Here is a 20,437-nt window from a genome sequence, read left to right as displayed (position 1 = left end):
CGGCAACGCCGCCTCGACCAGCGGCGCACAGCAGACCGGGCTCCGCCTATGTCCCGCATTGCGCGCGGCCACACATGCCGGTCCGCGACACCGAACCCCGGCGCAACCCCATGAGTCGAGTTTTACGAGACACCTCAAAGGGTTGAGGCCCGTCTCGCCGTTTCGGCCTCGAAAGCGCCCGCGATGTGCGGTGAGCCGCCCATAGAGTGCAACCATTGAGCACCTTCGGCCAAGGCCCGAGGCCGAAACGGCGAGACACAAGGGGGGCCTCAACCCCGCGCGCGCCGGCGCGCCAAAAACACAGTAACGTCGATCACATGCACGACAGCGATCTCGCTCAGCCGTTCATCGCCCAGTTGCGCGCGCAGGTCCGGCACGGGCTCACCGCTTCCCAGCAGTATCTGGCGGCAGCCGTGTACTTCGATATCCAACGGTTACCGCAATTGGCCGGTCATTGTTATGCGCGTTGCGAGCAGCATCGCGGGCATGCGTTGCGAATTGTGCAATATCTGATCGACCGAGAGCTGGAGATCACCATCGGGGGGTTGGGGGAAGTGCGGCAAACTTTTGAATCGCCGCATGCGGCAATAGCTTTCCTGCTGGCCAGGGAGGAGACCGCGGCGGATCAGATCACCGAGTTGGCGCATTTGGCGCGCGAGTGGTCCGACTTTCTCGGGGAGCAATTCATGAGTTGGCTTCTCGAAACTCAACAACAGGACGTGGCCGGTATGTCTACACTGTTGGCTGTGATGGACCGAGCGGCCGGAAACCTTCTCGACGTGGAAGAGTTCGTGGCCCGGGAACTGCGTTCGACGGCTCCCGCGGTGAACAGGTCCGTGCCGAAAATGGCTGGAGCGGGCCGGAATCGATAAGGCAATACTATCCTCAATTCCATAAGGCAACACTATCCTCAATAAGGCTGCACTTGGATGACAGCCTCACTTTTCGGCGTTAATGTCAAGGCATGTCGAATCATCCGGAGAGCCCCCGCAGCAAATTCCACGGATTGCTGCACGACCAAATTCGGCACGAGTTCAATGCCGAGCACCAGTACATCGCCATCGCGGTGTGGTACGACAATGCCGACCTCCCCCAGCTGGCGAAGCGCTTCTACGCGCAGGCCGTGGAGGAACGCAACCACGCGATGATGATCGTCCAGTACTTCCTGGACCGGGATATCAGTGTCGACCTCACCGGGATCGATGCGGCGAAGTCGCATTTCGAGAACGCCCGGGAGCCGATCGCCATGGCGCTCGATCAGGAGAAGACGGTCACGGATCAGATCGTCCAGCTGGCCAGCACCGCCCGCGAGGAGGGCGACTATCTGGGCGAGCAGTTCATGCAGTGGTTCCTCAAGGAGCAGGTGGAGGAAGTCGCGAAGATGAGGACCCTGCTCACTGTCGCCGATCGGGCGGGTTCGAACCTGTTCGATCTGGAGGAGTTCATCGCGCGTGAGATGAGTGATCACCCGTCGAAGGTTTCGGGTGCGCCCTCGGCTGCCGGCGGCAGCGTCTGATCGGTAACGGTCCGCGTGCACCCGCCGATGAGTTCCGTGAATGCGGAGACGCGGCGGGCCGACGCCGGTCCCGGGTGATGATTGGAGCATCGGCCGTCCCGGCCCACTGCGCCGAGGTCGGGCGGCCGATGCTCCGTTACGTCAGCCGGCGCCGGGTCGTTGTGTCGGCTGACGTGGTGTCGCCGGGGGGTTCCAGAAACGGCGACCTCTGAAACCTAGCCGAGATCGCCGCCGGAAAGAAGAGTTTTTCTAAAAATCTTCCGGTTTATTCAGCGGAGGGTGACCTGCCGCGACCGGAGACCGTCCCGCGAGCGCCGCTGCTCGGGGGTCAGGGGGGTGTCCACCGCCAGCGCTTCGGCCAATCGGGTACCGAACTCCACTGCCGGGGAACGCCATTCGCTCACATGCCGGTCGGGGTCGAGATCGAACACCGGCACCAGCAGGCCATGGGTGCGGAACGAACCCGCGAATCGCGAACCTTCTCCGAGATGCAAACCGCCCGCGGCATGTAGCCGGGCCAGCGCCAGCATCAGGTCGTCTTCGGATTCCGGCCGTACCCAGCGCAGGTGGGCTTTGTCCCCGGCATCGACCCACCAGGGGGCCCCGATCGCGTCCGCGCCGAGATCCAGTCGATCCGACGGCATGATGGCCTGTTTCGCCTGTTCGATGGTGGCCGCGATCTGCGGATCGGGCTGCACGCCCTCGGGCACCCACCAGTCGAAGTCCTGGTGCACGGTCAATTCGAGTGCGGCGTCGGCCACCAGCACATCGGCCAGCGTGGGCCCGCCGGGCGCGGCGTGTGCCACGGCCAGCGAATCCCCCGGATCGGCCGACTGGGTCCACAGGATGGACGCGGCGATATCGGCACCCGGGTTCGAACTCGGCGTCTGCACCTGCACACCGACGTAACCGGTGGGTGAATCCCCGGCCCGCACCAGCGCGGACACCGCGCCCGGCAGCACAGTCGCCAGCACCACGGCACGTTCGGCGGCGACGCCGTCGGCCAACTTCAGCTCGGCAGTCGCCGACGGCACGAACTCGCGCAGGGCGACCAGATCGCATTCGGCGGCCAAACCCTCGAACGGCCGCACCACGGCCTGCTCTGCCTCCTGCAACGCCGCCCGGCGTTCGGCCAGACGCTGGGCCCGGTTGCCACCGGGTTTCGGACTATTGCGTTTGCTCTTACCCACGGCTGGTCAAACTACACGGCAGCGCACCGGATCAGCCGCAGGCCACACACTTCAACTGTTGGCCAGCACGGCTTTCGCGCGGCCGGGATGATTGGTCGCCACCCAGCTCACGCCGAGATCCGCGCACAACTGCATATCGTCGGGTTCGTCGACGGTCCAGCAGTAGGTGGCCCGGCCGGCCGCGGCCGCCTTGTCGACCAGATCCGGGTGGTCGCGCAGAGTTTTCACGGACGGCCCCACGGCAGTCGCCCCGACCGTGGTTGCCGCGCTGCCGCCGAGGTAGCGCGACGATTCGCCCAGCAGCACGGTGGGCAGCAGCGGCGCCGCGCGGCGGATCCGCCAGACCGCGGTGGCGGCGAACGACATCACCACCGCGCGGGAATGAGCCGCCGAGGCCGGGGTGGCGATCCCGAAGCGCTGTAGTTCCGCCAGCACTTTGCTCTCCACCAGGGAGCCGTACCGGACCGGGTGCTTGGTCTCGATGAACAGTTTCGTCGGCCGGCTGCGCCAGTCCAGCACCAGCCCGATCAGCTCGCTGAGCGTGAGAACCCCGGCCGGGACGCCGTCGCCGAAATCGAGATCCTTCAGTTCGGCCAGCGTCAGCTCGCTGACCAGACCGCTTCCGGTGGAGGTACGGTCCACCGTCCGGTCGTGCACGCACACCAGATGTCCGTCACGGGTGAGCCGCACATCGCATTCCACCCCGTCGGCGCCCTCTTCCAGAGCCAGTTCGTAGGCTGCCAGGGTGTGCTCGGGGCGCGCCGCCGAGGCACCTCGGTGCGCGACCACGAACGGCGCGCGGCCGTTCTGAACCGACTGGTCAGTGCCCTCGCTCACTTGGCCACAACCTCCTGTGGTGCTCGGTCGGCGCCGTCGGGGGAATCGGCGCTGTCGGCGTCCGCCGCGGTGCTCACCGTAGCGGTCGTCCCCGGATGCACCGGTTCGATCAACGGTGTCGCCGGGTCGACGGCGATCAGCCAGCGCCGGGCGAGCCGGCTGCGACCGCGCAGGTCCCGACCCTCCAGCGTGCGCACTACCCACAGTGTCAGCACCGCGACCGCGGCGGCCACGGCGTCGGTGAATGCGGTGAAGAGCACACCGTCGGCCTTCGCCTGCAGCGAGTCCGCGGTCCGCCAGTACAGCGCCGCGACGGTGACCAGCCCGCCGAACACCCACGCCGCCCACCAGACGCGGACCGCGAGCCGCGCCCGCGGGTCGGTGCGGCCGGACACCACCTCGGTGAGGAAGACCCCGGGCCAGATGAGATTGACCACGGGGATCAGGCACCCCAGCGCGAGCATGCGCGGTGAGCGGGGGTCGCGGCGCCCGGCCGCCGCGAAGGTCGCGCGGCGGACTTCGATCAGCCACCCGAGCGTGGCGACCGCGGCGACGAGGGCCATGATCAGCGCGAACAGCGCAGCGGTATTCACCAGGGCGTCGGAGAACCACAGCAGTGGCGGTTCGATGAGGCGGGTGCGATTTCGCAGCAGGATCAGGTAGCGCACCGATTCGGCCACGGCGGACACCGCGAACAATACGGCTGTGGCGAAGAGCGCGGCGTGCGTCCAGCGGGTGAGCGTGCCGAGCGGGCGGGTCCGGTGCAGGTCCGCGTCGCGATCCGTGGCGGGCCGATCCCGCAGACCCCAGCGCGGCATCTCCGTGTAGCGCGGGGTCCCGGCGGTCGGACGGCCGGTGGCCGCGCCCCGCGACGGGTGGGCGGGCCGCCCGGGCCGACGGGCGACCCAGCGGTAGTTACGGCGTTCCGGCGGCGCATCGATCGGCCCCGGGGAGAGCAGTACCCCGCGACAGCGCGGGCACCAGTGCATCGGCGGGCCCTGCACCGCCCAGCGCGTACCGCAGCGGGCACATGGCTGCACCACCGTACTCACCGCGCACCTCGCTTTTCGTCAGTAGATCTTCGCGGGTTCGTCACCCTCGGCGGTCAGTGGACGACCGGTCTGCTGCCAGGCCACCATCCCACCTGCCACGTTCACCGCTTCATAACCCACGTTCGCGAGGAACTTCACGGCCTCCAGCGAACGGCCGCCCTGCCGGCAGACCACGTACAGGTCGGCATCGGGGTCCAGTTCGCCGTAGCGCGCGGGAACATCGGCGAGCGGAATGTGCACGGCACCGGGTGCGTGGCCGAGCTGCCATTCGTCGTCTTCGCGCACATCGAGCAGGACGGCGGCAGCCGCCTCCCCGGGCGGAAGGTCGAATTCAGCGGGTACGGCCTCGACCGGTACCGACGGGACTCCGAAGCTCGTCACCCCCTTGATCCTGCCATAACCACCTCGGCGGCTGCCCGGCTCTCGTGGGAGTGGGCACTCGGGCCGGACGGGCGCGCCCCGGGCCGAACGGCGGGCCGTCGCGGACGCCGACACGCCGGACGATGCGACATATTCGCCGAGGGCCATCCACCCCCTCGCAGCCCGCTCGACGCGAGGTGGCATCGACAGATTTTCATGAGTTATACGCATAACCCACCACGAAAGACGGTGATACCAGCTATCATTCAGCGCACCATAATCCCAGATAGCCCACCAAAGGCCATCTGACCTGCGGAAATGATATAACCGTACGGCCGATCCGGTACTCCCCTCCAAAAATCCCGGAGCGGCCGCCCGGCCACTCGATCGGGTCACGCCCCGTTGCGTGACCCGACATCGACTTGGACGCGGGGGACCCCGAAATGGTTCCCCCGGAACCGGAAATCGGCGAAATCCCCAGTTCCCAGCCATGACCTCGGTAATCTGGCGCCATGACATCCACCAGGGGGTTACTCGACGGATTGGACGCGGCCGGCCTCGACAAGGCACTGTCGGAGGCCGGATGTCTGGGATTGGAAATCGATTCCGAGGCAAAACGACTGGAGCTCGACCTGGAGGTACTGAGCCTGTCGGAGCAAATTTCCGGCATAGCGGAGGAAGAGCCGGAATCGGGTACCGGTTGCCGACGAGTGCGGCTGGTGTTCCAGGGGGTCACCAGGATTGCCGCATCGTTGCGGATACAGCGGTGGGACGATCTGGAACCGCGAGTCCTACCGCTGGAGCTGGCGGGACTACCCGCCGCCGTCGCGAGTTTCGGCGGTAGCCGCCTGCACGGCTGGGAGTTCGTCGACCTGGACGACAGCGGCTGGGCCCTGTGGAGCGAGTTGCTGAGTTTCGACACCACCATCGACCCCGGGATCGCCCGGCACGTGCTCGAGTTCTCCCAGGAGGAGGGCATAGATCCGCGGGCGCTCGATATCCGGGTGTGGTTCGACACGGTCACCGCACAGACCACCGGGGGCAAAGCCGTTCCGCTGCCGGAACTGGTCGCCGGGGCCGAACGCTGGTGGGACGCGCATGCCAAAGGTGATCCCCGGGCCACCCACCCCGGTGTCGCACCGCCGCTGTAGCGCGCGGTCCAGGCTCTACGCGAGCCGTGTATCGACCGGATATCGCGGGGGCAAGCGCTGGGCCAGGAGCCGACGGGCGCGGCATTACGCCGCGCGGGCACGAGAGTCGGCTCCGTACCGCTTCGGCGCAGGTTCCGGCGGACCGCGTGGCAGGGGTCGCTTCGATCCCGGATGGTCGGTTCCGACCCGATGTGGAATGGTGGGGTGTCGGGGCGAGTTGGACCGATCGGGTGTACGAATGGTCGGGAGCATCCCGTACAGGACGCACTCGACCCGACAAGGAAGGGACATTCGTGGCTGAGTACACGCTGCCAGATCTGGATTACGACTACGGCGCCCTGGAGCCGCACATCTCCGGGCAGATCAACGAGATTCACCACTCCAAGCACCACGCGACCTACGTCGCCGGAGTGAACACCGCGCTGGAGAAGCTCGAAGCCGCGCGCGAAGCCGATGATCACGGCGCCATCTTCTTGCACGAGAAGAACCTCGCCTTCCACCTCGGTGGCCATGTCAACCACTCCATCTGGTGGAAGAACCTCTCTCCCAACGGTGGCGACAAGCCCACCGGCGAACTGGCCGCCGCCATCGACGACCAGTTCGGCTCCTTCGACAAGTTCCGGGCGCAGTTCACTGCTGCCGCCAACGGACTGCAGGGTTCGGGCTGGGCGGTGCTCGGTTACGACACCCTGGGCCAGAAGCTGCTGACCTTCCAGCTCTACGACCAGCAGGCCAATGTGCCGCTCGGCATCATTCCGCTGTTGCAGGTCGATATGTGGGAGCACGCCTTCTACCTGCAGTACAAGAACGTCAAGGCCGACTACGTGAAGGCCTTCTGGAACGTGGTCAACTGGGCCGACGTCCAGGAGCGTTTCGCCAAGGCCACCAGCCAGGCGAAGGGCCTCATCTTCGGCTGAGCGATCCGGTTCGGAAAAGACCCGCGGACCAGCGAGTCCGCGGGTCTTTTGCCTTTTCTGCCCGAATTGGCACTCTCTGGTACTTGTGTGCCAGATACCTTCTGCGCGATCCTCTTGTTCCACGACAGTTCGAGGACGGGCAAAGCCGCCCCCGGTTACGCACGGGAGGCCTCATGCGCAGCAACAGTCCGATCGGCGTCACGCCGTTCCATGCCAGTGGCACACTGCGCGGGTTCGTCATCTCCGGGCGCTGGCCCGACACCACCAAAGAATGGTCACAGCTGCTGGTACTCGCCGTCCGGGTGGCATCCATGCCCGGCCTGCTGACCACCTCGACCATATTCGGGGTCCGTGAGGAATTACCCGACGAGCCGCAACCGGATACCGTCGGCCTGGTGGTCGCCGAGGGCCCGGTCCTCGGCGAGGACGGATTGCGGCCCGGCCGCTTCGCCGAGCACATTCCGCCGGCCCTGTTCATGCTGCACCCACCGGCAGAGACCAACCCGTCCCTACCGGAGTGCACCGGCGCCGCCTCCGGATGCGTACTGCTGCCGGGCCTGCCTCATCTGGGGCTCGAGCATCGTGCGGCCTGGGCCGAGGCGGAGGCGGACGGCACGGTGACCTCGCTGGTGAGCCGGGTCGGCCTGGATCCGATCAGCGACCCCGATACCGCCGTGCTGGCCATGCTGCTGGCCGCCTGAGCCGGGCGCGGAGCCCGGCCGGAAGGCCGGGCTCACGTCGCCGCCGCCACGGCCCTTTCCCTCGAAGAGGATCGGTCCGCGGATTACCGCAGCTTCGACAAGACTTCCGCGAGCCTGTCCATCACAGCCTGCTGACCGGCTTCGAGCCGGGCCTGCCCGGAACGCAGCTCTTCGACATCGCCACGGAGCTCCTGGAAATCGCCACGGAGCTCCTGAACGTTGCCACGGAGCTCCTGAACGTTGCCACGGAGCTCCTGGACATTGCCACGCAACTGCGTCTGCCCGGCTTCGAGCCGCGCCTGCCCGGCGCGCAACTCCTGGACATCGCCGCGCAGGTTCGTCTGTCCGGCCTCGAGCCGCGCCTGTCCGGTCCGGAGATCCTGGACATCCGCGTGCAGACTCCCGAGTTCGCCGAGGACCGCATTGTGGTTGCCGTCCATCCGGGCTCGAAGGGCTCGCAGCGATTCCGGCTCCCGATCCCGCTCGTTGATGATCTGCACGACCTGGGCCTCCAGGACGGCAAGCCGGTTCTCGATCGACATCTGGAGTGATCCTCTCGTTGGTCGGTAGTCTACCGATCGACCGGTTCCCTCACCCTTCCGTCCGGTCTCACGGCACCGTTTCTTTCGGTGATCCGGCCGTTCGCCGACCGGTGGCGCTTCATGACTCATAAGGACACTTCCCCCCCTGCGATGGCCGGGCCCCGCCGCCGGTTTCAGGACTGGCGATCTGTTTGCTGTAGTGATGCCATAAATCTGTTCCGGGCGACCGGACGACGGTTATCAGGGCCCCCTAACTATGCCGCTACCTTAACCAAACTTATTGTCAGAAGCCAGTTTTCGCTGTTGCGTGATTGCGACACCCGCGCGGGTGCGGTAGGGTTGCCAGCAGCGAAGGGGAGTAGCCCGCAATCACGTGGTCGACATACTGACCCGCCGTTCTCGGCGGGTCCGGTCGCGTGAACCGGTCGTTCCGGTGGGCGAGACCTTCGGCCGAACAGCAATTTCGTTGTCGGCCGGAGGCGAACCCGTATCCGGCCGGCGAACCGGAGGATCGGGAGCAACCGTCAGATGATCGCCACCGTCGGGCTCGCCATCGGCATCGTTTTCCTGGCCGAATTGGGCGACAAGTCCCAGCTCATGGCACTGACCTTTGCCCTGCGCTACCGCTGGTGGGTGGTGCTGGGCGGCATCGCCACCGCCACCGCCGCGGTGCACGTCATCTCGGTCGCCATCGGCCATTTCCTGGGCGCGGCCCTGCCCACCACCGCCATCGCGGCGGTGGCGTCGATCACCTTCCTCGCTGTGGGCCTGTGGACCCTGCGTGAACTGGTCACCGACAGAGACGACGAGGAACCCGCCCCTTCCCGGTTCGCCACCACGGCCCCGTTCTTCGTCGTGCTCTCCGCCTTCCTACTGGCCGAACTCGGTGACCGCACCATGTTCGCCACGGCGGCGCTGGCCACCGACAACAACTGGGCCGCGGTGTGGGTGGGTTCGACGATCGGCATGGTCGCCGCCGATGCCCTGGCCATCGCCGCGGGCATCCTGGTCGGCAAGCACCTGCCCGAACGGGCCATCGGCTTCGGGTCCGGGCTGCTCTTCTTGTTCATCGGGGCGCTCACCGGTATAGATACCGCGGCCCCGGGGCTCGGGCTCGCCGGCGCGGCCGGTATCGCCCTGCTCGTACCCGCCGTGGCAGCCCTCGTCGTCTGGCTGCTGCGGACCCGTGCGGCGGCGAATCGGCCCGCTACCGGGGCCACTACCCCGGAGATCCCGCAGCCCCGTGGCGGCGGTCTTTACTGAGTACGATTCGGGCGATCAGCGCAAGGGGACCGTCCACGAACTCTCCGCACGCACCGGTTAGGGTGCAATTGACGTTAGGCCAACTGGCTTGTCACGAACGAGAGGACCATCGTGGAGATTTCGGGTTCCGCCGCCATCGTCACCGGGGGCGCGTCCGGTCTGGGCGCCGCCACCGCCAAGCGTTTCGCCGATCTGGGCGCCACCGTCTTCGGGCTCGACGTACCGCAGTCGATCGAGCGCGCCGGCGACAATGTCCCCGACGGGGTCACCCTGCTCGCCGCCGATGTGACCAGCCACGACGAGGTCGCCGCCGCTGTCGCCGAGGTGGTCGAATCGGGTACGCCGCTGCGTATCGTGGTCAACTGTGCCGGGGTCGGCTGGGCCGGGCGCATCCTGTCCAAGAACGGACCGCACGATCTCGAGCTGTTCCGCACGGTTATCACCGTCAACCTGCTCGGTACCTTCAACGTGATGCGCCTGGCGGCCGACGCCATCGCCAAGACCGACGCCGTGGACGAGGCCGGACAGCGCGGCGTCGTCATCAACACCGCGTCGGTGGCCGCGTTCGAGGGCCAGATCGGCCAGATCGCGTACTCGGCGTCCAAGGGCGGCGTGCACGGTATGACCGTGCCGGCCGCGCGTGACCTCGCGCAGTTCGGTATCCGGGTCAACACCATCGCCCCCGGAATCATCGACACCCCGATGCTGGCCGGTGTCACCGAGGAGTACCGCCAGGGTCTCGAGGCCGGTGTGCCGTTCCCGTCCCGGTTGGGCCGGCCGGACGAGTACGCGCAGCTCTCGCAGTACATCGTCGAGCACGACTACCTCAACGGCGAGACCATCCGCATGGACGGCGCGCTGCGTATGGCGCCGCGGTAGACCCGCGGCCGTACAACGACGCCCGCCGGCCCGTATTTCCGGGCCGGCGGGCGTTCGTGTTCCGGGTGCTGCGTACTTATGCGGGCCAACCGGCGCTGCCGGTCGGCGGGCGCTGCCGATCGGCCAGGCGCGCCCGCCAGGCATCACAGACCGCACGGTCTGCCGACTCCCGATCGTTGCCGTCGACGCGGCATCCCGCGCGTGTGTACCCCTCACGATCGAAACCGCGGCGGTCATAACCCCACCGGTCGTAGCCGCGGCGGTCGTACCCGGCCCGGTCACGCCCGAAGCTGTCGAGCCCGTCCTCGTCGTAGCCGTCGCGATCGCGCCCGAACCGGTCGTAACCGTCCTCGTCGTAGCCGTCGCGATCGCGCCCGAATCGGTCGTACCCCTTTCGGTCGTAGCCGTTGCGGTCATAGCCCAAGGCGTCATAACCGAAGGCGTCGTAGTCATCGGAAACGGGGACGAAGTGCACCGTGATCGGGCCGCCGCCCGGTTCCGCGGACGCCGGTACCGCCGCCAGCGCGGGTGCGGCGATCAGCGCGCCGAGCAACGCGATCCGAAGTGAGGTGTGGCGCAATCCGCGGCGCGCCGCACGCGCGGTCGACATGGTCGATCTCCTATCCGGAACACGATTCGCGTTCCCGGACGATGCATCGGCCACACCCTTTGACCCATTACAAACCGCAGCTTGGCGACCTGGTCAAACCTTCTGCGCCCGAAGCGATCCGGATGACACACCCGAGCGCACCGCCTGACCGACCCGCGGCGGCACACCACCGTTACCGATGGCCGACCCCCAGATACGCGGTCGTGGTCAGCGGGCTGCCCGGCGGGTAATGCTCGGTCAAGTAGGAACGCATGGCTTCGATACGCTCGGCCATCGCCTGGTCGCCGATACTGCGCCGCATCAACTCCAGGGGCGCGATACCGCGGGTGAGCCGGGCGAGTAGTGCGTCGGCGTCGGCGAAGACCAGCTCCACCGTATGCGGGACCACGGAGACCCGTTCGAAACCCGCCGCGCGCATCTCACGCTCGAAGACCTCAGGGTTCTCCAGGCTGTCGGGGTTCGGCGCCGGTGGGCGGATATCCGGATCGGCCGAACCGAGCGCGCGCCACGACATCTGCATCCAGCTGGACTGCGCGATCGGCGCCCAGCTCGACACCACCGCCACCCCGCCGGGCCGCAGCACCCGGAACAGTTCGGCGAACCCGCGCGGCCGGTCCGGGAAGAACATGAGCCCGAACATCGAGAACGCGGCGTCGAATTCGGCGTCGGCGAACGGCAAATCCTGCCCGTCACCGACCCGCGCCACCACATTGCTCGCATCGGCCGCTGCCACCGCGTGCTTCAGTTGCTCGATCATCGGCGCGGAGAAATCGAGGGCGTCCACCCGCTCGGCGTGCTCCGCGGCCAGCAGGCTCAGCGTGCCCGGACCGGCCGCGACATCGACCACCCGTGCGGGCGGTGTCCGCCCGGCGAGGCCGGCGAGTCGCACCGCCGCGGCGGCGAACGGGCGCATCACCGAAATAGTGGACACCGCATAGTCCTCGGCGACCAGATCCCACGGATCCACGGCGGCGAGCGGGTTTTCGGGCACGGTCATATCCGATCTCGTCGATTCCCCAGCGCATACGGTGGACCGCGGCGGCCGCGGTCCACCGATACGGCCGGGTATCCGCCGTCCGCGATCGCCTACTGCCGTAGCCGATCCGTGGACGAAAGAAGCCCGGCCGCACCACTCAGAGCGTACGCGTGAGCCGTTCGGCGAGGATCTGCGCGAACTTGGCCGGATCCTTCAGTTCCCCACCCTCGGCCAGCACTGCCGTGCCGTACAGGAGTTCGGCGGTCTCGATCAGCTCGGGAACCTTACCCGCGTCGGCGTCGTCCTTGCGGCTGTCGTAGGCGTCTCGCAGACCGGTGACCAGCGGATGGGTGGGATTGAGCTCCAGGATCCGCTTGAACTGCGGCAGCTCCTGGCCCGACGCCCGGTACATCCGCTCCAGCATCGGGGTCATATCGAACACATCACCCACCAGGCAGACCGGCGAGCTGGTCAGGCGCGAGCTGAGGCGGACCTCCTTGACGCTGTCCTCGAGGGTTTTACCCAGCCAGGTCAGCACCTCGGCGAAATCCTTGTCCTGCTGTTCACGCAGGGCCTCGGATTCCTTCTTCTCCTCCTCGGTCTCCAGATCGACCTCGCCCTTGGCGATCGACTGGAAGGGCTTACCGTCGAACTCGGTGACCGACCCGACCCACATCTCGTCCACCGGATCGGTGAGGATCAGCACCTCGCGATCCTTGGCGCGGAACGCCTCCAGATGCGGCGACTTCTCCACCTGCTCACGGGATTCGCCGGTCATGTAGTAGATGGCGTCCTGCCCCTCGGGCATCCGTTCCACATACTGCGCCAGCGTGGTCGCCTCGGTGTCGGAATGAGTGGAGGCGAAGGACGACACCTCCAGGATGGTTTCCCGGTTGTCGAAGTCGGAGAGCAAGCCCTCCTTGAGCACCCGCCCGAACTCCTGCCAGAAGGTGCGGTACTTCGCCTGGTCCTCGGCGCCCTGCAGATCCTTGACACTGCTCAGCACCTTCTTGACCAGACGTTTGCGAATCATCTGGATCTGACGGTCCTGCTGCAGGATCTCCCGGGACACATTGAGCGAGAGGTCCTGCGCGTCGACCACACCCTTGACGAAGCGCAGATACTCCGGCATCAGCTCTTCGCAGTTGTCCATGATGAACACGCGCTTCACATAGAGCTGGACGCCGCGCTTGTGTTCACGGGTGAACAGATCGAACGGCGCCTGCGAGGGCAGGAACAGCAGCGCCTGATACTCGAAGGTGCCCTCGGCCTTGAGCGGGATGATCTCCAGCGGCTCGTCCCAGGCGTGACTGACGTGCTTGTAGAACTCCTGGTATTCCTCCTCGGAGACCTCGCTGCGCGGGCGGGTCCAGAGGGCCTTCATCGAGTTGAGCGTCTGCTCCTCGACGACGGTCTTCTCCTCCTTCTCCTCACCCTCGCCCTCGGTGACCGTGCGCTCGACCTGCGTCCGGATCGGCCAGGCGATGAAATCGGAGTACTTCTTGACGATCTCGCGGAGCTTGTATTCCTGGGTGTAGTCGAAGAGATGATCCTCGGGGTCCGCCGGCTTCAGGTGCAGCGTGACGGCGGTCCCCTGCGGGGCCTCGTCGAGGGTTTCGATGGTGTAGGTACCGGATCCGGCGGTCGATTCCCAGCGGGTACCGGTGGTTTCGCCCGCACGGCGGGTGGTGAGTGCCACCTTGTCGGCGACCATGAAGGTCGAGTAGAAGCCGATACCGAACTGGCCGATCAGCTCGCCGGCCGCGGCCTCGGATTTCGCCTCGTTCAGTTTCCGGCGCACCTCGGCGGTACCGGATTTGGCGAGGGTGCCGATCAGGTCCACCACCTCGGCACGGGACATGCCGATACCGTTGTCCCGGACGGTGAGGATCCGCTGATCCTTGTCGACCTCCAACTCGATGTGCAGGTCGTCGGTGTCTACGTGCAGATCCTTGTCCCGGTAGGACTCCAGCCGCAGCTTGTCCAGCGCGTCGGAAGCGTTCGAGATCAGCTCCCGCAGGAACGTGTCTTTGTTGGAGTAGACCGAGTGGATCATCAGCTCGAGCAGCTGATGGGTCTCGGCCTGGAACTCGAGTTGTTCGACGTGCTCTGTCACGCTGGACAATGGTAATCAAGCCTGCGCGGAACTGGTCCACAGGTCGGGCGGTGTTCCGGGCGGCGCGGCGAAATCGCTCAGCGCAGGGACCTCACGGTCGGCACTGTGCTCCCGCGGCACCCGGGGATTCATCCATTCGCGCAGGACCGCGGTGGCCCGGACATCGTCCTCGTTGTACTCCAGCAGCCGGGTGCGCTGGGTGAGGTCGGGCTCGGCGTCGTAACCCACCGCACGCCGATACCAGCTCATCGACGCCTCGCCCCCCGCCTCGGGATCGCGCCAGGCGAACCCGGCCACGGGTGCGATCTTCTTGAGCCCTTTGCCGCTCGGGCAGATGAACTGATCGGTGACCGCCTGGAACATATCGACCCACTGGATCGAATCGACGAACTCGGTGACCTGGGCTTCGGTCGGCACCCCGGGACGCCCGGCGAACCGCCGCGCCGACTCGTAGAGCCATTTGTCCTCGGCGCTGCGCGAATAGCAATACGCGGCGAAGGTCTTCCCGGCGGTCAGGGCCTGGGCCCGCACCTGCATCAGCCAGGTCCAGAACTCGCCGAAGGAGCGGCCCTCGTCCTCGGTGGGCAGGGGATCCCAGGTGACGAACGCCCGGTACCGCCCGTCGAGCAGGGTCCCCCACAGGTAGGCGCCCTCCTCCTGGTAGCTCTCCAGATCGACATCCACCTCGACGTCGGCCCGGCGCACCCAGACCCGGTCGAACCGGCGCACCAGCGGTGCCTGCACCAGCCAGGCGCGCGCGGTGACGACGGCTTCCTCGAACGGCCCGTGCTGCCAGTCCTCGGGTTCGGGTCCCGACCAGGCGGCCAGTTCGTCGATGGTCCGCACCCCGTGCCCGCGCAGCACCTCCGCGCGCGAACCCGGCGCCACCACGCTCACATCACGATGCTCGTTCAACCAGGCCTGGCAGCCGCCCGCGGCGCCCCGGCTCCACCAGATGCACTGGCGGCATTCGGGGACCTTCGACGGCACGGTTTCCAGTTGCCCGCGCACCACCGCGATCCGATCGGCGAAACGGCTGTCGTAGTCGGGAAGGATCGCCGTCAGGTCGTGGACGAGAATCCGGTCGAAATGGAACCCGATGACCCCGCCGACCCGGGCGGCCGGCGCCAGCCCGTGCCGCTCCAGCATCCGGTACACATGGGCCAGCCGCTGCTGGTCACGGGGTTGCTGACGGAGTTTGCGGGCACGGTCGGGGACCGGATTCCAGGAGAAGAGATCCGAGGTCAGTGGATGGAATTCGGCAGGGTCGGGCCGGCGCGGATCGGTCACTTTGTGGTTGACCACGATCACCGGGATATAGCCGCCGTTGCGCTCGTCGCGCAGCAGGATCTCGGCGCCGCCGCGGCGCCCGGTGTCCGGCTCCTGCGGCAGCAGCCCACCCCAGATCCGGGGCGTGCCCGCCGCGCAGGCACGCAGCGTGGCCTCGGCGCGTGCGCTCGCCGGCAGGGCCGGGTCGATGATCACCCAGCCGTCGGGGTCGGCGGCGACCAGAGTGTCGCGGACCCGTTCGCGATGGGCCTGCGCGGCCTCGCGGCGCTGCTGCACCCCCGTGTCCTCACGCACTTCGGCGAGCAGTTCCGGATGCGCGGCATCCATCCCGAGCCGATGCCGGCAGCCGATGAGACCCCGGGCGTCGAGGAACGCGAGCCGGCCCGCGCCGGCGGTGACCCGCCCGGCGGGCGCGGCGGACTCCCGCCGCTCACGATCGGCGTGGGAGGGGTCTTCGCTGTCGACACTGCCCGGTTGCACGCAAGCAGTATGGTCCCTGACCCCGACAGTCCACCCAATCGAGCATCCCGGAACGGCGTCGCCGCACCGCCGCGGGCAGCGTCTCTCGCCGACGCGGCCGGGAACCCGATAGGGTGTCGGCGAACCGTGTGACACGGGTGGACGGTGCGGTTTTCCGTGTCGTATCGCCGTAGCGAACCAGCATTACGGAGGGCCTTCGATGGGGTTGTTCACCAAGCGCAAACGGCGGCCGAGTCGGCGGGCCGAGGCCAGGGCTCTCAAGCACAAGGCCGCTGTGGAGGCCAAACTCGCCGCGAAGAACGACCGGAAACGGCAACGCGCCGAAGCACGTTCCCAGCGCAAGGTCGCCAAGGCCCAGGTCGCCACGCTGCAGGCCGAGGAGAAGGCGGCCCTCAAAGCGGCCGCGCGAGCGGAACGGGATCCGTTCAGCCCGGCCCAGATCAGGAAGTACATCGGGGTGGCCCGGGTGCTGGTTCCGGTGCTCGCCCCGCTGGCCTACCGCGGCGCGACCTATCTGCGCGGGCAGCTCGACGCCCGCCGGGCCAGACAACTCGGCGTCGGCGTGAGCCGGCTCGGCGACTACGCCGGGCACGGAGGCCGCCTACGGGCACGGATCGGCAATACCGAAGCCGCGTTGGACAAGATCGCGGACGGGCGGGCCGGTAAGGACACCCAACAGTTCGTCGCCGACGCCCGTAACCGGCTCGACGCGCTCACCGCCGCCGTCCGTACCGCCGATCAGCTGCCCTCGGGGCGGCGGCGGTCGGTGTACGCGTCCATCAATACCGAGCTGTCCCGGATCGAGGCGGACGTCCTCGCTCGCCTGGGCGTCGCCTGACCCGGCCCGTCGTCGAGTGGGAGTCCCGGCCCGATACCCGGGCCGGGTGCGCGGGCCCGAGGCCGGTCCGCGACCATGGACACTGCCCTGCCCCACTCTCCGACCAGCCGGTCCACGGTCAGGTCGGCCGAATTCGAAAGTCCGCGATGCCCAGCACGTACCCGACTCCCGCGCCTTTGCGGGGCTGTGTGGTGGGCGCGACTACCGCGATCCTGGCCGTCGCCGCGCACGGGGTCGCGGGCGGCGGATACCCGACATCCGCCGGAGCGGCGTTACTCCTGCTGACCGCCCTGGTGACCGGTGCGGCGGCCGGTTCGATCCTCGGCGTATCCGGCCGGTCGCGGGCCTACCCGGGCCGGAGCACTCTGATCGCTCTCGCGGTGGGGCAGTTCGCCGGGCACTGGGCGCTCACCGGCCTCACCGGCCATCACGGCGCCCCCGTCGATTCGACCCCGGAGCCCCTGCCGGGGTCGACCATGACCGCCTTCCACCTACTCGCCGTCGCGGTCTGCGCGCTGGCGATCACCGCGGCCGAGCGGCTCTACCGTTGCGCATCCTCGGTTCTGCGCGTGCTGCTCGAACCGCCCCGCCTTGCCCCGGGCCGGCCCCGGGTCCGGATCGCCGCGACCACCCCGATCACAGCCCACCGCTCTCCGACGGGGGCCCCGGGTCCGCGCGCACCACCTGCGCGCACCGACCCCGAGACCCCTTCCCCCGGAGAGAAAGCTTCCAACACATGTCCCACGGGATCTCCCCCGTCCTGCGCCGTGGTCTGACCGCGACCTTCGCCGCGGGTTTCGTATTGGCCGCGGCCGGCACCGCCGCCGCACACGTGAGCGTTTCCGCACCGGACGCCACACCCGGGCACGGCGCGGTCGCCACCTTCAGTGTCCCGACCGAATCGGATACCGCCGCCACCACCGCGGTGCGGATCACCGTGCCCGGGTTCTCCACCGCGCGTACCGAACCGGTGCCCGGGTGGACCGCGAAGATCGACCGTAATGACAAAGACCAGGTCACCGCAGTCACCTGGAGCGCCAACCCGGGATCCCCGGGAATCCGGCCGGGCGAATTCCAGCGCTTCGCGGTATCGCTCGGGCCGTTCCCGGACTCGGATTCGGTCGCCTTCCCGGCGGAGCAGACCTACAGCGACGGCACCGTTGTGCGCTGGAACGAGACCGGTGACCACGATTCGGTCGAACATCCCTCGCCCGTCGTCACGCTGACCGGCGCCGAAACCGAGCACGGCGGTCACGGGGACGAGGCGGCCGCCGCCTCCGCCGACAGCGGGGACACCACCGCCCGCTGGCTGGGTGGTCTGGGGCTGGCCCTGGGCGCACTGGCGCTGGGCGCCGGAGTCGGCGCGGTGGTCCGGAGCCGGCGATGAACCACCGCACGACCCGGTGGGGCCGGCGCTTCGCGCTGGTCGCCACCCTGCTCATGGTGACCCTGGGTGCACTGGCCGGACCGGCCGCCGCTCATTCCGCGGTGGTGGGCAGCGACCCGGCGGACGGCGCGACCGTCGAGGTGGGTCCACAGCGCGCCACCATCACCTTCAACGAACCCCTGCAGCCCGACTTCCCGGCCATGACCGTGGTGGGTCCGGACGGCAACCTGTGGTCCAAGGGCGACCCGGTCGTGGACGGCAGGAATCTCAGCGTCGAGGTCGGTGAGCTGGGCCCGGCCGGTGAATACCGGATGGCCTTCCGGGTCACCTCGGCCGACGGTCACGTGGTCAACGGTGAACGTGCCTTCACGCTGAGCAAGGCGGGTAACGGCACCCCGGGCCCGGCCGCGAACGCCCGCGGTGCGGACGACGGCTCGGGCGGCGGCATTCCGGTCTGGGTGTACATCGTGGGTGCGGTCGTCCTGTTCGGCGGCGGACTCGCGTTCGCGCTGTTCGGCTCGCACCTGGGCAAGGGCAAGAACCAGCGGTGAGAAAGGCTCTCCCGAGCGGGACCGACGACCGGTTCACGCTCGGACTCGTGATACCGGCGGGCCTGCTCGGGGTACTGCTGGCCTGGGCGCTCGCCGGGGTTCCGGCAGCATCGGCCGTGCGCTGCTGCGCCGATATCGCGGGTGCGGCGGTGCTCGGCCTGGCGGCCCTGCCCCGGCTGGCGGACCGGATCGAGCTTCCCTGGCGGATGATCGCGGTGCTGGCCGGTCTGTGGTGCTGTCTGGAATTCGCCACCCTGGTCTTCGCGGCGGGCGAGGTGGTCGGTTCGGGGGTGAGCGCGCTGAGCCCGGCCGATTTCGGCATTTATCTGACCCGGATCAGCGCGGGCCAGATCGGCCTGGCCATCCTGCTGGCCACCGGGGCGATCGCGGTGTACGCCGCGATCGCCTTCCGGCGGCCCGGTCAGCGCACGCCGGACCTGGTGCTGGTGTTCGCCGCCGTCAGCGTGACCCTGCGGCCGATCACGGGGCATATGTCGCAGCAGGCAGCCGGTTCGGTGCTGGCCGGAGTACACGCGCTGGCGGCGTCGACCTGGCTGGGTCTGCTGCTGGGGCTGGCCCTGGTGGTGCGCGGACGCCGTGGCTGGGCCGACGCCCTGCCCAGGTATTCGGGGGTCGCCTTGCCCATGATCGCCGCGGTGGCGCTGACCGGCGTGATCAACGGCCTGGTGCGCCTGGGCGGTATCGCGCCGTTCTTCACCACCGGCTACGGCCGGATCATGCTCGCCAAGACGGTGCTGCTGGCGGTCCTGCTCGTGCTGGGCTGGTGGTGGCGGCGGAGCTGGGTGGTCGCGGCGGCCCGCCACCAGATGCCGGCGGAGGGCTCGCTACGGCGGGCGGTGGTCGAGCTCGCGGTGATGGCGCTGGTGTTCGGGCTGGCGGCGTCCCTGGCCATCACGGGATAGCCTGGGTCCATGGCTGCCGGTGCCCCGAATCTGTTCCAGCGGATCGGGTACATCTGTGGCCGCGCGTTGCCCGCCGAGTACTCCGACTGGGTGCTGAACGATCTCACCGGCCCGGGCGCCACCCGCCGCTACCTGGTGCGGATGCTGGTACCCCTCGTACTGGTGCTGCTGCTGTTCCTGCTGGTCCCCGGCCCGCTGTGGATAGGAGCGTCCATGATGGCGCTGCTCCTGCTGCCGCTGATCTACTTCACCGTGGCGCTGACCTACGTCTTCCGGCGCAATCGGCTGGTCAAGCACGGCCTGGACCCGGCGCTGGCCGACGCCGACGTCCGCCGCCGGGCCGAACGCGAGCGCGCCGCCTATGAGCGTCGGCACGGCCGCGGCTGAGCACAACGCCGGGAAATACCCCTGGTGAGCGATATCACACCGGCATAGCCTGGAGCTATGGAAACGCCGACCCTCAAGCAACGGATCGCCTACGATCTGGGCCGCGAGCTGCCCGCGGAAATGCACGAGTGGGTGGTCCAGGACCTCGTCGGCCACGGAGCCATGCAGCGCTACCTGATCCGCTTCATCGGGCCGATCATCCCCTTCTTCGCGCTGATCCTGCTGTTCCCGGGCCCCATGACCCTCAAGCTCGGCCTGATCGTCATGATGATCGTTCCGTTGATCATCTTCACGATCGCGCTGACCTATGTGTGGCGCCGGTACCGCCTGGTCCAGCACGGTTTGGACCCGGATCTGGTCGACCACGAGAAATGCAAGGACTGCGACCGTGAGATATACAACCTGCGCTATCGCCATCAGCGCCACGGCACCGGAATGATGGAGCCCGGCCCAGGGGGTTGATGGGCGTCG

General features: G+C 68.0%; 23 protein-coding genes. 14 read left to right on the top strand and 9 right to left on the bottom strand.

The window, feature by feature from the left end; all coding sequences use genetic code 11:
- Positions 1-317: 317 nt before the first annotated feature.
- Both ON38_RS00390 and ON38_RS00385 read left to right on the top strand, forming a co-directional pair.
- Positions 318-872 carry a ferritin gene (locus ON38_RS00390; RefSeq protein ID WP_039821367.1) on the top strand — a complete coding sequence of 185 codons (555 nt, stop codon included), beginning with the start codon at positions 318-320 and terminating at the stop codon, positions 870-872.
- A gap of 92 nt (positions 873-964) precedes the next feature.
- A complete protein-coding gene (locus ON38_RS00385; RefSeq protein ID WP_039821366.1) occupies positions 965-1,516 on the top strand; it encodes a ferritin in 552 nt (183 codons plus the stop codon).
- 269 nt (positions 1,517-1,785) lie between these two features.
- Here the strand turns inward: ON38_RS00385 and ON38_RS00380 are convergent, their stop codons facing one another.
- Genes ON38_RS00380 through ON38_RS00365 form a run of 4 tightly spaced genes read right to left on the bottom strand, consistent with a single transcriptional unit; the run spans position 1,786 to position 4,976 of the window.
- Positions 1,786-2,706 carry a DUF5926 family protein gene (locus tag ON38_RS00380; RefSeq protein WP_039821365.1) on the bottom strand — a complete coding sequence of 307 codons (921 nt, stop codon included), beginning with the start codon at positions 2,704-2,706 and terminating at the stop codon, positions 1,786-1,788.
- A 51-nt stretch (positions 2,707-2,757) separates the two neighbouring features.
- Positions 2,758-3,543, bottom strand: coding sequence for a glycerophosphodiester phosphodiesterase (locus tag ON38_RS00375; RefSeq protein WP_051164219.1), 786 nt, complete (start codon positions 3,541-3,543; stop codon positions 2,758-2,760).
- On the bottom strand, positions 3,540-4,595 hold the full coding sequence (locus tag ON38_RS00370; RefSeq protein WP_039821364.1) for a DUF4328 domain-containing protein: 1,056 nt from the start codon (positions 4,593-4,595) through the stop codon (positions 3,540-3,542). Before ON38_RS00370 ends, ON38_RS00375 begins: the two co-directional genes overlap by 4 nt.
- 18 nt (positions 4,596-4,613) lie before the next feature.
- Positions 4,614-4,976: a rhodanese-like domain-containing protein gene (locus ON38_RS00365; protein WP_039821363.1), complete on the bottom strand. Its 363-nt coding sequence runs from the start codon at positions 4,974-4,976 to the stop codon at positions 4,614-4,616.
- A 491-nt stretch (positions 4,977-5,467) separates the two neighbouring features.
- Between ON38_RS00365 and ON38_RS00360 the strand changes: the two genes are divergently transcribed.
- The 3 genes from ON38_RS00360 to ON38_RS00350 all read left to right on the top strand — a co-directional run bounded on the left by ON38_RS00360 (position 5,468) and on the right by ON38_RS00350 (position 7,724).
- The gene (locus ON38_RS00360; protein ID WP_039821362.1) at positions 5,468-6,106 is read left to right on the top strand and encodes a hypothetical protein; all 639 of its coding nucleotides are present in this window, start codon (positions 5,468-5,470) and stop codon (positions 6,104-6,106) included.
- Between the two features lie 293 nt (positions 6,107-6,399).
- Entirely contained in the window at positions 6,400-7,023 is a 624-nt protein-coding gene (locus ON38_RS00355) for a superoxide dismutase (RefSeq protein ID WP_039821361.1), read from the top strand.
- A gap of 173 nt (positions 7,024-7,196) precedes the next feature.
- On the top strand, positions 7,197-7,724 hold the full coding sequence (locus tag ON38_RS00350) for a hypothetical protein (protein ID WP_039821360.1): 528 nt from the start codon (positions 7,197-7,199) through the stop codon (positions 7,722-7,724).
- An 83-nt stretch (positions 7,725-7,807) separates the two neighbouring features.
- On the opposite strand, the gene ON38_RS00345 is transcribed toward ON38_RS00350, so the two are convergent.
- Positions 7,808-8,266, bottom strand: a complete 459-nt coding sequence (locus ON38_RS00345; protein ID WP_039821358.1) for a hypothetical protein — start codon at positions 8,264-8,266, stop codon at positions 7,808-7,810.
- Positions 8,267-8,794: 528 nt separating this feature from the next.
- On the opposite strand from ON38_RS00345, the gene ON38_RS00340 reads away from it, so the two are divergent.
- The gene (locus tag ON38_RS00340) at positions 8,795-9,529 is read left to right on the top strand and encodes a TMEM165/GDT1 family protein (protein WP_039821356.1); all 735 of its coding nucleotides are present in this window, start codon (positions 8,795-8,797) and stop codon (positions 9,527-9,529) included.
- Between the two features lie 111 nt (positions 9,530-9,640).
- Complete coding sequence (locus ON38_RS00335) at positions 9,641-10,408, top strand: SDR family NAD(P)-dependent oxidoreductase (RefSeq protein WP_039821355.1); 768 nt, start codon at positions 9,641-9,643, stop codon at positions 10,406-10,408.
- Between the two features lie 76 nt (positions 10,409-10,484).
- On the opposite strand, the gene ON38_RS33855 is transcribed toward ON38_RS00335, so the two are convergent.
- From ON38_RS33855 to ON38_RS00315, 4 genes are all read right to left on the bottom strand, one after another.
- The gene (locus ON38_RS33855) at positions 10,485-11,018 is read right to left on the bottom strand and encodes a hypothetical protein (RefSeq protein WP_051164218.1); all 534 of its coding nucleotides are present in this window, start codon (positions 11,016-11,018) and stop codon (positions 10,485-10,487) included.
- 172 nt (positions 11,019-11,190) lie between these two features.
- Positions 11,191-12,015 carry a class I SAM-dependent methyltransferase gene (locus ON38_RS00325; RefSeq protein ID WP_039821354.1) on the bottom strand — a complete coding sequence of 275 codons (825 nt, stop codon included), beginning with the start codon at positions 12,013-12,015 and terminating at the stop codon, positions 11,191-11,193.
- A 136-nt stretch (positions 12,016-12,151) separates the two neighbouring features.
- On the bottom strand, positions 12,152-14,110 hold the full coding sequence (gene htpG, locus ON38_RS00320; RefSeq protein ID WP_039821353.1) for a molecular chaperone HtpG: 1,959 nt from the start codon (positions 14,108-14,110) through the stop codon (positions 12,152-12,154).
- Positions 14,111-14,125: 15 nt separating this feature from the next.
- Entirely contained in the window at positions 14,126-15,880 is a 1,755-nt protein-coding gene (locus ON38_RS00315; protein WP_083872039.1) for a TM0106 family RecB-like putative nuclease, read from the bottom strand.
- A 199-nt stretch (positions 15,881-16,079) separates the two neighbouring features.
- Between ON38_RS00315 and ON38_RS00310 the strand changes: the two genes are divergently transcribed.
- The 7 genes from ON38_RS00310 to ON38_RS00280 all read left to right on the top strand — a co-directional run bounded on the left by ON38_RS00310 (position 16,080) and on the right by ON38_RS00280 (position 20,428).
- A complete protein-coding gene (locus tag ON38_RS00310; RefSeq protein ID WP_039821352.1) occupies positions 16,080-16,718 on the top strand; it encodes a DUF6474 family protein in 639 nt (212 codons plus the stop codon).
- Between the two features lie 146 nt (positions 16,719-16,864).
- On the top strand, positions 16,865-17,494 hold the full coding sequence (locus ON38_RS00305) for a hypothetical protein (RefSeq protein ID WP_157181621.1): 630 nt from the start codon (positions 16,865-16,867) through the stop codon (positions 17,492-17,494).
- Positions 17,455-18,105: a YcnI family copper-binding membrane protein gene (locus ON38_RS00300; protein ID WP_039821351.1), complete on the top strand. Its 651-nt coding sequence runs from the start codon at positions 17,455-17,457 to the stop codon at positions 18,103-18,105. Before ON38_RS00305 ends, ON38_RS00300 begins: the two co-directional genes overlap by 40 nt.
- Entirely contained in the window at positions 18,102-18,656 is a 555-nt protein-coding gene (locus ON38_RS00295; RefSeq protein ID WP_039821350.1) for a copper resistance CopC family protein, read from the top strand. The genes ON38_RS00300 and ON38_RS00295 overlap by 4 nt, the downstream gene beginning before the upstream one ends.
- On the top strand, positions 18,653-19,579 hold the full coding sequence (locus ON38_RS00290; RefSeq protein ID WP_083872038.1) for a CopD family protein: 927 nt from the start codon (positions 18,653-18,655) through the stop codon (positions 19,577-19,579). Before ON38_RS00295 ends, ON38_RS00290 begins: the two co-directional genes overlap by 4 nt.
- Before the next feature lie 9 nt (positions 19,580-19,588).
- Entirely contained in the window at positions 19,589-19,966 is a 378-nt protein-coding gene (locus ON38_RS00285) for a DUF5313 family protein (RefSeq protein ID WP_039821349.1), read from the top strand.
- Positions 19,967-20,023: 57 nt separating this feature from the next.
- Positions 20,024-20,428 carry a DUF5313 family protein gene (locus tag ON38_RS00280; RefSeq protein WP_051164216.1) on the top strand — a complete coding sequence of 135 codons (405 nt, stop codon included), beginning with the start codon at positions 20,024-20,026 and terminating at the stop codon, positions 20,426-20,428.
- Positions 20,429-20,437 lie beyond the last annotated feature (9 nt).

The sequence above is a fragment of the Nocardia testacea NBRC 100365 genome, assembly GCF_000308775.1.
Taxonomy (GTDB): Bacteria; Actinomycetota; Actinomycetes; order Mycobacteriales; family Mycobacteriaceae; genus Nocardia; species Nocardia testacea.
The sequence above is the reverse complement of the archived record's forward strand: the minus strand, read 5'-3'. Positions and strand labels throughout refer to the sequence as shown.